The 12,876-nt window shown below is 61.0% G+C and carries 10 protein-coding genes; 5 read left to right on the top strand and 5 right to left on the bottom strand.

Annotated elements, in window-relative coordinates; translation table 11 throughout:
- Positions 1-21: 21 nt before the first annotated feature.
- Positions 22-801, bottom strand: coding sequence for a hypothetical protein (locus tag RBB75_RS10725; RefSeq protein ID WP_353068078.1), 780 nt, complete (start codon positions 799-801; stop codon positions 22-24).
- Positions 802-807: 6 nt separating this feature from the next.
- Here RBB75_RS10725 and RBB75_RS10720 point away from each other — a divergent pair, with 6 nt between their 5' ends.
- Both RBB75_RS10720 and RBB75_RS10715 read left to right on the top strand, forming a co-directional pair.
- Complete coding sequence (locus RBB75_RS10720) at positions 808-1,764, top strand: EamA family transporter (RefSeq protein WP_353068077.1); 957 nt, start codon at positions 808-810, stop codon at positions 1,762-1,764.
- Positions 1,765-1,795: 31 nt separating this feature from the next.
- Entirely contained in the window at positions 1,796-2,389 is a 594-nt protein-coding gene (locus RBB75_RS10715; RefSeq protein WP_179636581.1) for a cupin domain-containing protein, read from the top strand.
- A gap of 3 nt (positions 2,390-2,392) precedes the next feature.
- Here the strand turns inward: RBB75_RS10715 and RBB75_RS10710 are convergent, their stop codons facing one another.
- From RBB75_RS10710 to tsaD, 4 genes are all read right to left on the bottom strand, one after another.
- On the bottom strand, positions 2,393-4,009 hold the full coding sequence (locus tag RBB75_RS10710; protein ID WP_179636580.1) for a formate--tetrahydrofolate ligase: 1,617 nt from the start codon (positions 4,007-4,009) through the stop codon (positions 2,393-2,395).
- 29 nt (positions 4,010-4,038) lie between these two features.
- Positions 4,039-4,803, bottom strand: coding sequence for a hypothetical protein (locus RBB75_RS10705; protein WP_179636579.1), 765 nt, complete (start codon positions 4,801-4,803; stop codon positions 4,039-4,041).
- 39 nt (positions 4,804-4,842) lie between these two features.
- Positions 4,843-6,339: a cysteine--tRNA ligase gene (gene cysS / locus RBB75_RS10700; RefSeq protein ID WP_179636578.1), complete on the bottom strand. Its 1,497-nt coding sequence runs from the start codon at positions 6,337-6,339 to the stop codon at positions 4,843-4,845.
- 111 nt (positions 6,340-6,450) lie between these two features.
- The gene (tsaD, locus tag RBB75_RS10695; protein WP_179636577.1) at positions 6,451-7,719 is read right to left on the bottom strand and encodes a tRNA (adenosine(37)-N6)-threonylcarbamoyltransferase complex transferase subunit TsaD; all 1,269 of its coding nucleotides are present in this window, start codon (positions 7,717-7,719) and stop codon (positions 6,451-6,453) included.
- Between the two features lie 41 nt (positions 7,720-7,760).
- Here tsaD and RBB75_RS10690 point away from each other — a divergent pair, with 41 nt between their 5' ends.
- The 3 genes from RBB75_RS10690 to RBB75_RS10680 all read left to right on the top strand — a co-directional run bounded on the left by RBB75_RS10690 (position 7,761) and on the right by RBB75_RS10680 (position 12,851).
- Positions 7,761-9,143 (top strand): CCA tRNA nucleotidyltransferase, encoded by a 1,383-nt coding sequence (locus RBB75_RS10690; protein WP_179636576.1) that lies wholly within the window; start codon positions 7,761-7,763, stop codon positions 9,141-9,143.
- Between the two features lie 188 nt (positions 9,144-9,331).
- The gene (gene fdhF, locus RBB75_RS10685; protein WP_179636575.1) at positions 9,332-12,358 is read left to right on the top strand and encodes a formate dehydrogenase subunit alpha; all 3,027 of its coding nucleotides are present in this window, start codon (positions 9,332-9,334) and stop codon (positions 12,356-12,358) included.
- Positions 12,359-12,392: 34 nt separating this feature from the next.
- On the top strand, positions 12,393-12,851 hold the full coding sequence (locus RBB75_RS10680) for a DUF1641 domain-containing protein (protein ID WP_179636574.1): 459 nt from the start codon (positions 12,393-12,395) through the stop codon (positions 12,849-12,851).
- Positions 12,852-12,876: the final 25 nt, after the last annotated feature.

Raw genomic sequence — 12,876 nt, 5'->3', positions numbered from 1 at the left:
GCTCAACACCATGCATGAGCTCTAACGGATGACACTGCCGGGGACCAGAGGCTGGGGCGTGTCGTTGTCGAACTGCAGGCTGAAGGCAAACAGGAGATGGTAGAGGTCGTTGTGCAAGGTGGTGAAGTCGAAGCAGAGAACGTGACGGGTGGGATCGACCGGGTCGGACTTCTTCTTCGCCTTGACGGGGATGTTGCCGAGGAAGCAGGCCTTCGCGGCGTAGGTGGTCTGTGGGACTTTGCCGGGCGTGGCCGGCATGGGGACTGAGGCCAGAACGATGGCTGCGGGATGGCCATCGATGGAGTAGCGGGTGGCTTCCTGGGTAACGGTGGGTTCACCGTACTGTTTGAGCTGGCGGATGATCTGCTCGCGGATGAAGGGGCCCAGGGTGGTAGCGCCGCGCAGGACGTTGGGGCAGGCGTTGTCGATGGTGGAGAGGACGAAGGAGGAGGTGTCGATTGGGGTGACCGAGTTGGCGAAGAAGGTGGAGTGGGCACACTTCGGCGTCGCGGTGGTGGTTGAGCTGGAGGATGCTGGGACGGTTCTCTCGCCGACGCTCGCGGGGTCGGGAACGAAGCGGCCGGGATAGAAGTAGGTGATGCTCAGATCCTGATCGTGGAAGCTCCGCGGCAGGTTGGAGTTGGGCTGAGCGGAGCCCTGGTCGGGCGTTTGAGCGAGTGCAGAGACACAGACGAGAAGAAGGAGAAATGAGGCAGCCGGACGAAGCACCATCTCCTTATCGTAGCACCGGGAGAGCTTTGCCTGCAGGCGCGGAGGCTCGTGGCAAAGGCGCGATACCATTGAGGAATGCCCGTCAATTCTGCGCCAAATCGAACGCGGATTCTGCTGTGCTTTGCGTGCGTGTATCTCTTCTGGGGATCGACGTATCTGGCGATGCGGTATGGGGTGGAGGTGCTGCCGCCGTTTGTGCTGGGGAGCGTGCGCTTTCTGATGGCGGGTGTGCTGATGCTGGGGGCGGCGGCTGTGCTGAAGAAGAAGATGTGGCCGAACCGGCAGGAGTTAGTGCGGCTGGTCATCATCGGTGTGCTGATGCTGGGGTGTGGGAATACGTCGGTGATCTGGGCGGAGCAGTATCTTCCGACGGGGCTGGCGGCGCTGTTGGTGGCGGTAGTCCCTTTGTATGCGGCGCTGATCGAGATTGTGTTGCCCAGGGGTGAAGGGTTGAGAGCGAAGGGGTGGGTTGGGATCTGCATCGGGTTCGCGGGCATTGTGTTTCTGTTGTGGCCCGGGTTGCGGGAGGGGTTGCGTGGCGATTCGCGGCAGATCGTCGCAGCGGGAGTGACGCTGGGGGGAGCGATGTGCTGGACGAGCGCGTCGGTGATCTCGCGTCGGTCGACGTTTCGGATTAGCGGGTTCGCGGCGGCGGGGTGGGAGATGCTGTTTGGCGGCGTGTTCAACGCGCTGATGATGGTGGCGACGAAGGGATACCACGGGGCGCAGTGGGGGTTGCAGGCCTGGGCTTCGACGCTCTATCTGGTGGCGTTCGGATCGATTCTTACTTACAGCGCTTATGTCTACCTGCTGGATCACGTTGCGGTATCGAAGGTGGCGACTTATGCATATGTGAATCCGGTGATCGCGGTGATTCTTGGGGTGATCCTGCTGAAAGAGCGTTTTGTTGCGGTGGAGTATGTAGGGATGGCGGCGATCCTGGTGGCGGTGTTTCTGGTGACCAGCTCGAAGATGAAGAGTGGCGCGGCGACCGCGGTGGACGAGGATGTCGCCGCTGGGCTGGAGGCTTAGTGCGCTGGTTCGCGTCTGCTAGTCTGCGGGCATGAGGCGATTTTTACTCGCGGCGATATGTGTGGCGGGGATGGGCGTATTGCAGGCTGCGACTCCTGCCGCGACCGATGCGCGGGCGAAGGAGTTGATTCGCACGCTGAAGTTGTCGCTGCTGCCGAAGGAGTCGGGGTATCTCGGGATCATCGGCGTTTCAGCGCTGAGAGTGAATATCGGCGGTCGCATGCTTGCGGTACAGAGCCAGAACTACTACATGCTTACGCGGGAGAAGCCGATCAATTATCTGCATTGGCTGGAGCCGGATGATACCCACATTCTGGTGGAGGGAGGTCCAGTGGACTACTTCATCTTTCATCCGAATGGGCAGGTCGAGAAGGTGACATTAGGGTTTGATTATGCGGCAGGACAGAGGCCGGTGGTTGCTGTGCCGGGTGGTTGCTGGAAGGCGTTGCGGCTACACGATGGAGCGAGATACGCGCTGATGGTGAATACACTTTCGCCTGAATTTACTCCGGATCGCGTGAGGATTGGCGAGGGCGCAGCGTGGTTGAAGCGGTTTGCTGGTGCGGCGCCGTGGGCTACGCCAGAAAAGCTGCGGGAGTTTATTGGACCGAACTGGATTCCATGAGAGTTAGGACATGCCAGTGATCTCACCTGCTGCATCGACGTTGATGTCCATCGCGCGGGAGGATTTGGGCAGGCCAGGCATCAGCATCATGGAGCCGGAGATGACGACGAGAAAGCCTGCGCCTGCGGAGAGAACGACGTCGGAGATGTGGAGGGTCCAGCCGGTGGGGGCCCCCATCAGTTTTGGGTCGTCGGTGAGGGAGTACTGCGTCTTGGCGATGCAGACGGGAAGCGCGCCGTAACCCCACTTTGTGAAGCGGGCGAGTTTTTCCTCGGCTTGGGACGAGAGTTCTACATTCGCTGCGCCGTACACTTTTTGCGCGACGGCGGTGATCTTCTCGAGCGGTGAGGCGTTAGACGTGTAGGTGCTGGTTGGCGAGACGTTGGGGTTTGCAGCGATGACGCTGACAACCTTCTCGGCGAGGGCGGCGGCTCCGGGTCCGCCTTTGGTGAAGGCTTCCGAAAGCGCGAAGGCTGCGCCCTGCGCCTCGCAGTATTTCTCGAGGAACTTCAACTCTTCGTCGGTGTCGTTTGGGAATCGGTTGATAGCTACGATGGCGGGGAGGTTGAAGCCGCGCACGATGGCGATGTGTTTCTTCAAGTTTTCGAAGCCGGCTTCGAGGTCGCCTGCGCCCTGGTTGCGAACCGACTGCACCGTGGTGACCAGAACGGCGGCGGAGGGCTTGATGCCGGACGACGGCATGACAATGTCCATGTACTTTTCGAAGCCGAGGTCAGAGGCGAAGCCGGTTTCGTTGACGACGTAGTCTGCGAGGCGGAGACCCATCTGCTGGGAGAGGACGGAGCTGGTGCCGTGAGCGATATTGGCGAAGGGGCCGCAATGCACGAGGGCAGGCGTCCCTTCGGTGGTCTGGACGAGGTTCGGCAGGATGGCTTCGTTGAGGAGCGCCATCATGGGGCCTGTGGCTTTAAGGTCTTCGGCGAGGACGGGTTTGCCGGAGCGAGTGGCGCCGATGACGATACGGCCGAGACGGGTGCGGAGATCTTCTCGGCTGGAGGCCAGCGTCATGATGGCCATGATCTCGCTGGCGGCGGTGATGAGAAAGCCGGTGTGACGGTTGGCTCCGTCGCGCTTTCCGCCTGCCTGCACGATGATGTGGCGAAGGGCCCGGTCGTTCATATCGAGCGTGCGCGGCCAGGTGATGGCATCGGGATCGAGGTCGAGATCGTTGCCGTGGAAGAGGTGCGAGTCGATGAGCGCCGCGAGGAGATTGTGCGCGGAGGTGATGGCGTGGAAGTCGCCGTGGAAGTGGAGATTGATCTTTTCGGCTGGCTCCACCTGCGAGCGGCCGCCGCCTGCTGCTCCACCCTTCATGCCGAAGACGGGACCGAGGGAGGGTTCGCGCGAGGTGATGATGGCTTTCTTGCCGATCTTTTCGAGACCCTGCACGAGACCGATGGAGGTGACGGTCTTGCCTTCGCCTGAGAGCGTGGGTGTGGTCGCAGTGACAAGGATGAACTTGCCGCGTACGGGGAAGGCGGGGTCGTCGAGGAGATCGAGCGTGAGCTTTGCACCGTAGCGGCCGAGGCGTTCGACGTACTTCTCGGGCAGATTGAGTTTTTTGACGATGGCTTCGATGGGGAGAAGATCTTTGGTCATTGGTCTCGGCGTGTTCGGGTTAAAGAAAGCTAGGGGGCAGCGGTGCCCATGGGAACTGGATAGAGCGGCGCAGCCTCGGCGCGGCCGAAGCGGACGGTGGTCTTGGTGATGCGATTGAGTGTGTCGATGTTGTTCGAAGAGAAGTACCAGACGAGGAGATGGCTGTTCCAGTTTGTGGAGAGGCCCATGGTGTAGAGCGACTGCGGAACAGTGGGCTGGTTTGCGGAGTCGGTGGTTGGGGCCTGCGGCTGCGCTGGACCTTGCGCTGGGCCTTGCGCGGCGGCCATGTGGACCTTCTGCCAGCCGACGTTGTACCAGGAGGGTTTCACGATCGCCTTCATGCCGGGGACCTTGGTGACGATCTCGGCGAGGTCGCCGAGCAGGGTGGTGCTGCTGCTCTCGTGCTCGGCGTTGACGCAGTCGACGTCGAGTTCGGCTAGCAGGATGGTCGCGGTGATGGCGGGCGTGATGGTGACCTGCGTGCCGCCGTCCGCGGTGGGTTGAGTGCTTGTGGTTTGCGCGGGGCCGGACTGGGGGAGTTCGAGCAGGAGTGCCGGGCGCAGGCAGTGGGTCTCGGCGGCGAGTTTTGGGTTGTCGACGTTGAAGAGGGTGAGGTGGCCGTCGTGAAGGACTTTTTCGGGATCCGCCTTGACGAGGTCGGAGGGATAGAAGAGGCGCAGCTTGAGAGCTTCGTTCTCCCACTCGGTTGTGCCGGGCGCAGGGGCTTGTGCGGCCGCAGCGACTGACAGAGCGGCGAGGACGAATGTGGCGAAGGTGCGGGGTGCGAAGGTCATCGATTCCGCTCCGGCGGGTTTATTTCTGTTGCAGCGAGTTTACTTTCTCTTCCAGCGAACGCCATCTTTGGAGTCTTCAATTAGGATGCCCTTTTGGAGCAGGTCGTTGCGGATGGCGTCGGCGCGGGCGAAGTTACGGGTCTTTTTGGCCTGAGTGCGTTCGGCGACGAGGGCGTCGATGGCGGCGTCGGAGAAGGCCAGAGTGGCGACGAGCTCAGGAGCGGCCTCGTCGATGCGACCCTCGGCTTCGGCCCAGGTGAGCGCGGCGCGAGTGATGGCGGCGTCGCGGTCTTCGAGGACGGCGAAGACTCCGTCGAAGAGTTCAAGGAGCTGAATGATCTCTGTCGCATTTTCGTTGCGCAGCGTTCCATTGTCCGCGGCCGTGTTGGCTGCACGAACGAGGTCGAAGATGGCGGCGCGGGCTTCGGCGGTATTGAGGTCGTTCGCGAGGGCGATGGTGTAGGCCATCCTTGCCTCGTCGGTGAGCAGCGAGAGGGCCTGATCGCATCCCTGTGGGAAGCCGCCCTTCACCATGCGCTGGTGGAAGGTGCGCAGGCGGTCGATGGCGTTGGTCGATTCGATGAGGCTGTCGAAGGTGAAGTTCATCTGGTGGCGGTAGGGCACGGAGATGAGAAGGAAGCGGATGGCAGAGGCGCGGTAGCCTTTGAGGAGCAGGTCGCGCAGAGTGTAGAAGTTGCCCTCGGACTTGGACATCTTCTTGCCTTCGACGAGCAGGAAGCGGACGTGCATCCAGTGGCGGACGAAGGGTTTGCCGGAGGCGGATTCGGACTGGGCAATCTCGTTCTCGTGGTGCGGGAACATGAGGTCTTCGCCGCCGGTGTGGAGGTCGATGTTGTCGCCGAGGAACTTGGTGGCCATGGCGGAGCATTCGATGTGCCAGCCGGGGCGGCCGATGCCGAGGGCTGTGTCCCAGGATTGTTCCTGGATTCCGTTGATGGCGGGTTTTACTGCCTTCCAGAGGGCAAAGTCGCGGGCTGCGTCTTTCTCGTACTCGTCGATGTCGACGCGGGCTCCGTCTTCGATACCGTCAAAGTCTTTTTTGGAGAGCTTGCCGTAGTCCGGGAAGCGGGCGATGCGGAAGTACCAGCTGCCGTCTTCGGCCTGATAGGCGATGTCTTTGGCGGCGAGCTGCTCGATGAGACCCACCATGTCGGGAATGCAGGCGGTGGCGTGGGAGATGTGCTCGGGGCGCTGGATGCCGAGGGCGTCGAGGTCCTCGAAGAACGCATCCTCGAACTTCTTGGTGTACTGGGCGATGGGGACGCCGGCGGCTGCGGCGTTGCGGATGATCTTGTCGTCTACGTCGGTGATGTTCATGACGTGCTCGACGGGGATACCCTGCTGGCGAATGACGCGGCGCAGGACGTCTACGTGGAGGAAGGTGCGGAAGTTGCCGATGTGGCCGTAGTCGTAGACGGTGGGGCCGCAGCAGTACATTCGCAGAGCTTTTTGGTCGACGGGGGCGAGGGTTTCGATCTTTCCGCCGAGGGTGTTGAAGAGTTCTATGGTTGCCACGTTGCTCTAGTATCCTGCCGCAGCCGGCTCGTGGCGCGGTGCAGACTGCTCTCGCTTGAGATTCCCTGATGATTTTAGCTGATATCGCGGGGCAAATTGTGCCGGGTTGGGTTACTGCTGGCCGAGGCGGAGCTGAGGGGCTGCGCCGAGGTCTTCGGTGGCAAAGTCTCGGGCGACCAGCTTTGGCCAGGCGGCGGCGGCGATCATGGCGGCGTTGTCGGTGGAGAGGGCCAGAGACGGGAAGGCGATAGGGAGGTTGCGGCGGTCGGCTTCGGCCTGGAGGCGGCGGCGCAGTTCGCTGTTGGCGGCGACTCCGCCGGAGACGACGATCGATCGCGCCCCCAAAGATTCAGCAGCTGAAAACGCCTGGCGTTGGAGGTTGCCGACGACGGCGTACTGGAAGGAGGCGATGAGGTCGAGGGTCTGCTGGTCGCAGAGGTTTACTATGGCTTCGGACTTAGGCGTTAGCGTGGGATTGGCTGCGAGGGTGGTTCGGCGGACTTCAATGCTGTCGCGCATGTTGTGGGTTTCGACGTAGCGAAGGACTGCGGTTTTGATGCCGCTAAAGGAGAAGTCGAAGTGCGGGCCTGCGTTGCTGGCGGGGGCTTTTTTGTTGGTAACTCCGGGGCGCGGGGCGCGATGTTTGATCTCGCCGAAGTTGAAGGGGACGGCGCGTGGATTGCCGTGTGGGGCGAGAGCGTCGATCCAGGGGCCGCCCGGGTAGCCGAGGCCGAGGAGCTTGGCAACCTTGTCGTAGGCTTCGCCGGCGGCGTCGTCTACGGTGCGGCCTACGTTGTGGTAAGTCCACGTTTCGCTTCCCTGCTCGTGCGTGGCGAGATAGAGGTGCGTGTGGCCACCGGAGACGACGAGCGCGAGTAAGGGAAGTTCCATGGGGATCTCGCTTCGCTGGCGCGTCTCCATAAGGACGGCGTGGATGTGGCCTTCGAGATGGTTGACGGAGATGAGTGGCTTGTCGAGGCCGAAGGTCAGGGCCTTCGCGTAAGTGATGCCGACGAGGAGCGCTCCGGCGAGGCCTGGGCCGGCGGTGACGGCTACGGCGTCCAGGTCGGCGAAGGTGATTGGATGGCCGGCCGCAACGCTGGCGCGGGCTATGGCTTCGCGGACAACGGGAACTATGTTGCGGAGATGTTCGCGGGAGGCAAGCTCGGGGACGACGCCGCCGTAGTTTGCGTGGAGCGATATCTGCGAGGCGACGACGTTGGACAGGGCTTCGCTGCCGGCGCGGACCACGGCGGCCGCAGTCTCGTCGCAGGAGCTTTCGATGCCGAGGATGAGGCCAGTGCCGAGGCCTGTGCCGAGGACTGTCCTTTCGCCAGTTGTTTGGCCGTTCGTCTGGCCACCGTGGGGGCTTTCGCGCATCTCTCTATGATATGGGAAGCAAAGGCGAGCATAGGGGAAGCATGAGCGAGCATTGGGGCGATAACGCGAGGTACAGGGCGGCGCGAGGGATCGTGATGTCTCTGCGCGATGCGGGATATACGGCTTACTTTGCTGGCGGATGCGTGCGCGACCTGCTGCTTGGCGTTGAGGCGAAGGACTTCGATGTGGCGACCAGCGCGACGCCGGATGTGGTGATGGGGATGTTTGCGAAGACGTATTCCGTGGGGGCGCACTTTGGCGTGGTGCTGGTTTGCTCGCCGGATGAAGATGGCAGTGAGATTGCTACCGAGGTCGCTACATTTCGGCATGATGGGGCTTACAGCGATGGTCGAAGGCCGGATGCGGTGCGTTTTTCGACGGACCCGCGTGAGGATGTTCAGCGGCGCGACTTCACGATCAATGGAATGCTGTTCGATCCGCTGGTTGGGCCCGGCGAAGAGGCGATTCTCGATTTTGTGGGTGGACGTGAGGACCTGACGAAGCATCAGGTGCGGACGATTGGCGTCGCGAAGGATCGGTTTGCTGAAGACAAGCTGCGGATGCTGCGGGCGGTGCGGTTTGCGGCTCGGCTGGAGTTCGAAGTCGACTCTGCGACGGCTGCGGCGATCAAGGAGCTGTCAGGAGAGATCATGCAGGTCAGCCTGGAGCGGATTCGCGATGAGTTGACGCTGATGTTGACGGAGGGACATGCGCGGCGGGCGTTCGAGATGCTGTACGAGTTCGGACTGTTGCAGCATATTCTGCCGGAGGCGGTGAAGATGCGCGGGGTGCAGCAGCCGCCGCAGTTTCATCCGGAGGGCGATGTATGGGTTCACACGATGCTGCTGCTGGAGAAACTGACGCCGGGCGTGTCGCCGACGCTAGCCTGGGGCGCACTTCTGCACGACATAGGCAAGCCTGCTACGTTTCGTCCGCCTAATCCTAAGAAGCCGGGGGACCGCATCCGCTTCGATGGGCATGTTGAGGTGGGAGTTCGCATCGCCGAGACGATTCTTGCGCGGCTGCGATTTTCGAATGAGGAGACCGAACAGATCGTGGCGCTAGTGAAGAACCATATGCGCTTTGGAGATATTCTGCAGATGCGCGAATCGACGCTGAAACGGTTTCTTCGGCTGCCGAAGTTCGATGAACACCTTGGGCTGCACTGGATGGATTGCATGTCGGCGCATGGGGATTTGCGGCTGTACGACTTCGCGAAGGAACGCTATGAAGCGGCCCCGGTCGAAGAGATGCGGCCGAAGCTGCTGGTCACTGGGCGGGATCTGATTGCTGCGGGATATCGCCCGAGCCCGCAGTTCAAGGAGATGCTCGAGGCTGCGGAAGATGCTCAGCTTGAGGGCGTCGTGATGACCACCGAAGAGGGGTTGGCGTTGGTGAGGGAGCGGTGGGGTGAGCCCTCGTGATGTTGCCTGACTAAACAACAGTCTGCGATCCGCTTCTTTGGTTGAGAGCCTTGGATGCGTCGCGGAGGCTCGACGGGTGCACTTTTTTGTCACGATTTTGTCAGTGTGCGTTAGGTGTAATGTGGTGAGAGATGGGAGTGGTCAGACCGAGCATCGCCTGCTACTCTGCTTTGCATCTTAGAGGGCTTATGGCAACTACGAAATCGCTGTTGAATACCCCCGCCGAGCATACTCCGAATACACAGTTGACCATTGATGGACTGCAGGTACCTGGCCGCTCCGGGGAGCTGTTGATCGACCTTCTGAATCGGCGTACCGCGGTGAACGCGCAGAAGCCTGTGCCGCAGGTTTGTTATATGAAGCAGATGGGGCCGATCGAGAGCTGCGATACCTGCCTGATGAAGGTGAATGGCGAGCTGGCTCGGGCGTGCTCGACCAGAGTCGTCGCAGGGATGAAGGTGGAGACCGCAGGCGAGACGGTCGATATTGCGCAGCGCGAGGCCTTCGACCGCATCCTCGAGAACCACATGCTGTACTGCACGGTGTGCGACAACAACAATCAGAACTGCACGATCCACAATACGACGGCGGTTCTCGATGTGAAGCACCAGCACCGCGAGTACAGAGGGAAGCCGTATGAGAAAGATATGTCGAACCCGTTCTACCGCTACGACCCGGACCAGTGCATTCTGTGCGGGCGTTGCGTGGAGTCGTGCCAGAACGTGCAGGTGAATGAGACGCTTTCAATCGACTGGGAGAGTGCCAACCCTCGTGTACTGTGGGATGGCGGAACGCAGATCGAAGGTTCCAGCTGCGTCTCGTGCGGACACTGCGTCACAGTCTGTCCCTGCAACGCGTTGATGGAGAAGTCGATGCTGGGCGAGGCGGGTTACCTGACCGACCTGCCGGCGGCGACGCTGAACAACATGATCGACGTGGTGAAGGGGGTCGAGCCGCCGATTGGGTATGGCCCGATCCTATCGCTCTCCGAGATGGAGTCGGAGATGCGCAACGAGCGCACGAAACGCACCAAGACTGTGTGTACCTACTGCGCGGTGGGATGCAGCTTTGAGGTGTGGACGAAGGAACGTCACATTCTGAAGATAGAGCCGACGCATGGACCGGCGAATGGAATCTCTACCTGTGTGAAGGGCAAGTTTGCGTGGGGCCATATCAACGCCGACGATCGGCTGGTGAAGCCGCTGCTGCGCGATGGAGAGAGCTTTCGCGAGATCGAGTGGAGCGAGGCGCTCGACATTATCGAGCACACGTTCAAGCGGATCAAGAACGAGCACGGGGCGGATGCGCTGGCGTTTATCGCCTCATCCAAGTGCACCAATGAAGAGAGCTTCGTGATGCAGAAGCTGGCGCGCGCGGTGATCGGGACCAACAACATCGACAACTGCGCTCGCTACTGCCAGAACCCTGCGACGATGGGGCTGCAGCGCACTGTGGGTTATGGCGGCGACTCGGGTTCGATTGCGGATATCGAAAAAGCCGGGTTGGTGTTGATCGTTGGGGCGAATCCCGCGGAGAATCATCCGGTGCTCTGCACGCGTGTAAAGCGGTCGCATAAGCATCGTGGGCAACGGCTGATCGTCGCCGACCTGCGCAAGCACGAGATGGCCGAACGCGCGGACATCTTCTTCCGGCCGAACCCTTCGACGGACGCAGTGTGGATGTGCGCGGTGTCGAAGTACATCATCGACAGTGGCTTGGCGAAGATGGACTTCGTCAACAAGTGGGTGAACCACTTTGACGAGTTCAAGAAGTCGCTTGAGCCATTCACATTGGAATATGCCGAGAAGATTACCGGCGTTCCCGCTGCAACATTGACCACGGTAGCGCATGAGATTGCGGCGGCGGATGGAACGTGCATCCTGTTTGCGATGGGCGTGACGCAACATTGTGGTGGGTCGGACACCGCGACGGCGATCTCGAATCTGCTGCTGGTCACTGGCAACTACATGCGGCCTGGGGCGGGTGCTTATCCGTTGCGCGGCCACAATAATGTGCAGGGAGCGAGCGACTATGGCTCGATGCCGAATGTCTTCAGCGGATACCAGCATGTGGACGACCCGGAGGTTCGCGCGAAGTTCGAAGCAGACTGGGGCGTTACGCTGCCGACAACGACGGGCAAAGACAATCACCAGATGATTGAGGCAATTCTGGCCGGGACGTTGAAATCGCTATATATCAAGGGCGAGGACACGATCACTTCGGACTCGAATGCGAACTTTGTCGGGAGCGCGTTGGAGAAGCTCGAGTTTCTGATCGTCCAGGACATTAACTTCTCAGAGACTTGCCGCTTTGCGGACCTGATCCTGCCCGCAGCGACCTCGCTCGAGAAGGACGGGACCTTCACCAGTACGGAGCGTCGCATTCAACGCATCTACAAGGCGATGGAGCCGCTGGGCGAGTCGAAGGCCGATTGGGAGATTATTCAGCTGATCGCGAACCGCATGGGCGGCAATTGGAACTACAAACATCCCTCCGAGATTATGGATGAGGTGGCGCGTCTGACTCCGCTGTTTGCCGGCGTGAGTTACACGCGGCTGGAGGGCTTCGACAGCCAGCAGTGGCCGGTACACGCAGACGGAACCGACTCGCCGCTCTTGTTTACTGAGGGCTTTCCTTTCCCTGACAAAAAGGCGCGATTTTTCCCGATCGAGTACATTCCGCCCTCGGAGGAGACGAGCTCGGTCTACGATCTGCACCTCAACAATGGCCGATTGCTGGAGCACTTCGAGCAGGGCAGCATGACTTACCGCACCCCCGGGATCAGGGAGATTACACCGAACAGCTGGATTGAAGTTTCGCCGGAGTTGGCGGCGGAGCGCGGCGTGACGACAGGCCGATTTGTGCAGGTGACCTCGCCGCACGGCAAGGCTCGGGTGCAGGTGCTGGTGTCGGAGCGCGTGAAGGGCAAGCAACTCTACATGACGCTGAACTCGGTGGAGGAGCCGGTGAACAGACTGACCAGCAGCTTTACTGATCGCGCGACGCATACGCCTGCCTTCAAGGAGACGGCGGTGAGCATGACGGTGCTGCCTGAGCAGGGGGAGAATCCTTTGCCGCGCCGAAACTTCCGCTATGGCACGCGAACGCCTCAGCCCGGTCTCGAGATTGAACGCAAGTGGGCGCGCAAGGACTACCACCTGCCGGGAACCGCTGCCGCCGACAAGCTCGTTCAGATTACTTCCACTACTGTTTAGTTTTTCGACCTCTTTTTCGACTTCAGGAGCTGCTATGGCCAAGCCAATTGCTTTCAAACCGATCACTGTCGACTTCAAGGCGGATCTCGCCCGCAAGCTTGAGAAGGCTCCAGAGGAGCATGCCGAGGCGCTGCTGCTGGCCTACGATGTGCTCGAAGAGGCACACCGGAAGGGCCTGCTAAGCCTGCTGCATGGCGCGATCGGCGCGAAGGATACGATCTTCAACACGTTGTCGAAGTATGCGGCGCAGCCGGAAGGGATTGCGGCGATCCGTAATCTTTTGACCGCCGCGAAGATACTTACCGAACTCGATCCGGAGGTGCTGGATCAGCTCTCGAAGGTGATGGCTCATGCGACCAAGGAGCATCAGGCGGAGCGAGAGGCGCCGAGCCTGTGGCAGCTTGCCAGTCGGGCTACGAGTGAAGACAGCCGCCGCGGACTTTCGTTCATGACGCTGGTGCTCTCCGGACTGGGCCGGTCACTGAAAAACTGAGCGACACGATCTCAGGTTCAGACGC

The organism is Tunturibacter empetritectus (genome assembly GCF_040358985.1).
In the GTDB taxonomy this organism is placed as follows: Bacteria; Acidobacteriota; Terriglobia; order Terriglobales; family Acidobacteriaceae; genus Edaphobacter; species Edaphobacter empetritectus.
Note: the sequence above shows the minus strand (reverse complement) of the source record. Positions and strands in the feature narration are given on the sequence as shown.

What these genes read in the sequence shown, in the direction of transcription:
- RBB75_RS10725 (WP_353068078.1), bottom strand. Translation starts at nt 801, where the DNA reads ATGGTATCGCGCCTTTGCCACGAGCCTCCGCGCCTGCAGGCAAAGCTC.
- RBB75_RS10720 (WP_353068077.1), top strand. Translation starts at nt 808, where the DNA reads ATGCCCGTCAATTCTGCGCCAAATCGAACGCGGATTCTGCTGTGCTTT.
- RBB75_RS10715 (WP_179636581.1), top strand. Translation starts at nt 1,796, where the DNA reads ATGAGGCGATTTTTACTCGCGGCGATATGTGTGGCGGGGATGGGCGTA.
- RBB75_RS10710 (WP_179636580.1), bottom strand. Translation starts at nt 4,009, where the DNA reads ATGACCAAAGATCTTCTCCCCATCGAAGCCATCGTCAAAAAACTCAAT.
- RBB75_RS10705 (WP_179636579.1), bottom strand. Translation starts at nt 4,803, where the DNA reads ATGACCTTCGCACCCCGCACCTTCGCCACATTCGTCCTCGCCGCTCTG.
- tsaD (WP_179636577.1), bottom strand. Translation starts at nt 7,719, where the DNA reads ATGCGCGAAAGCCCCCACGGTGGCCAGACGAACGGCCAAACAACTGGC.
- RBB75_RS10690 (WP_179636576.1), top strand. Translation starts at nt 7,761, where the DNA reads ATGAGCGAGCATTGGGGCGATAACGCGAGGTACAGGGCGGCGCGAGGG.
- fdhF (WP_179636575.1), top strand. Translation starts at nt 9,332, where the DNA reads ATGGCAACTACGAAATCGCTGTTGAATACCCCCGCCGAGCATACTCCG.
- RBB75_RS10680 (WP_179636574.1), top strand. Translation starts at nt 12,393, where the DNA reads ATGGCCAAGCCAATTGCTTTCAAACCGATCACTGTCGACTTCAAGGCG.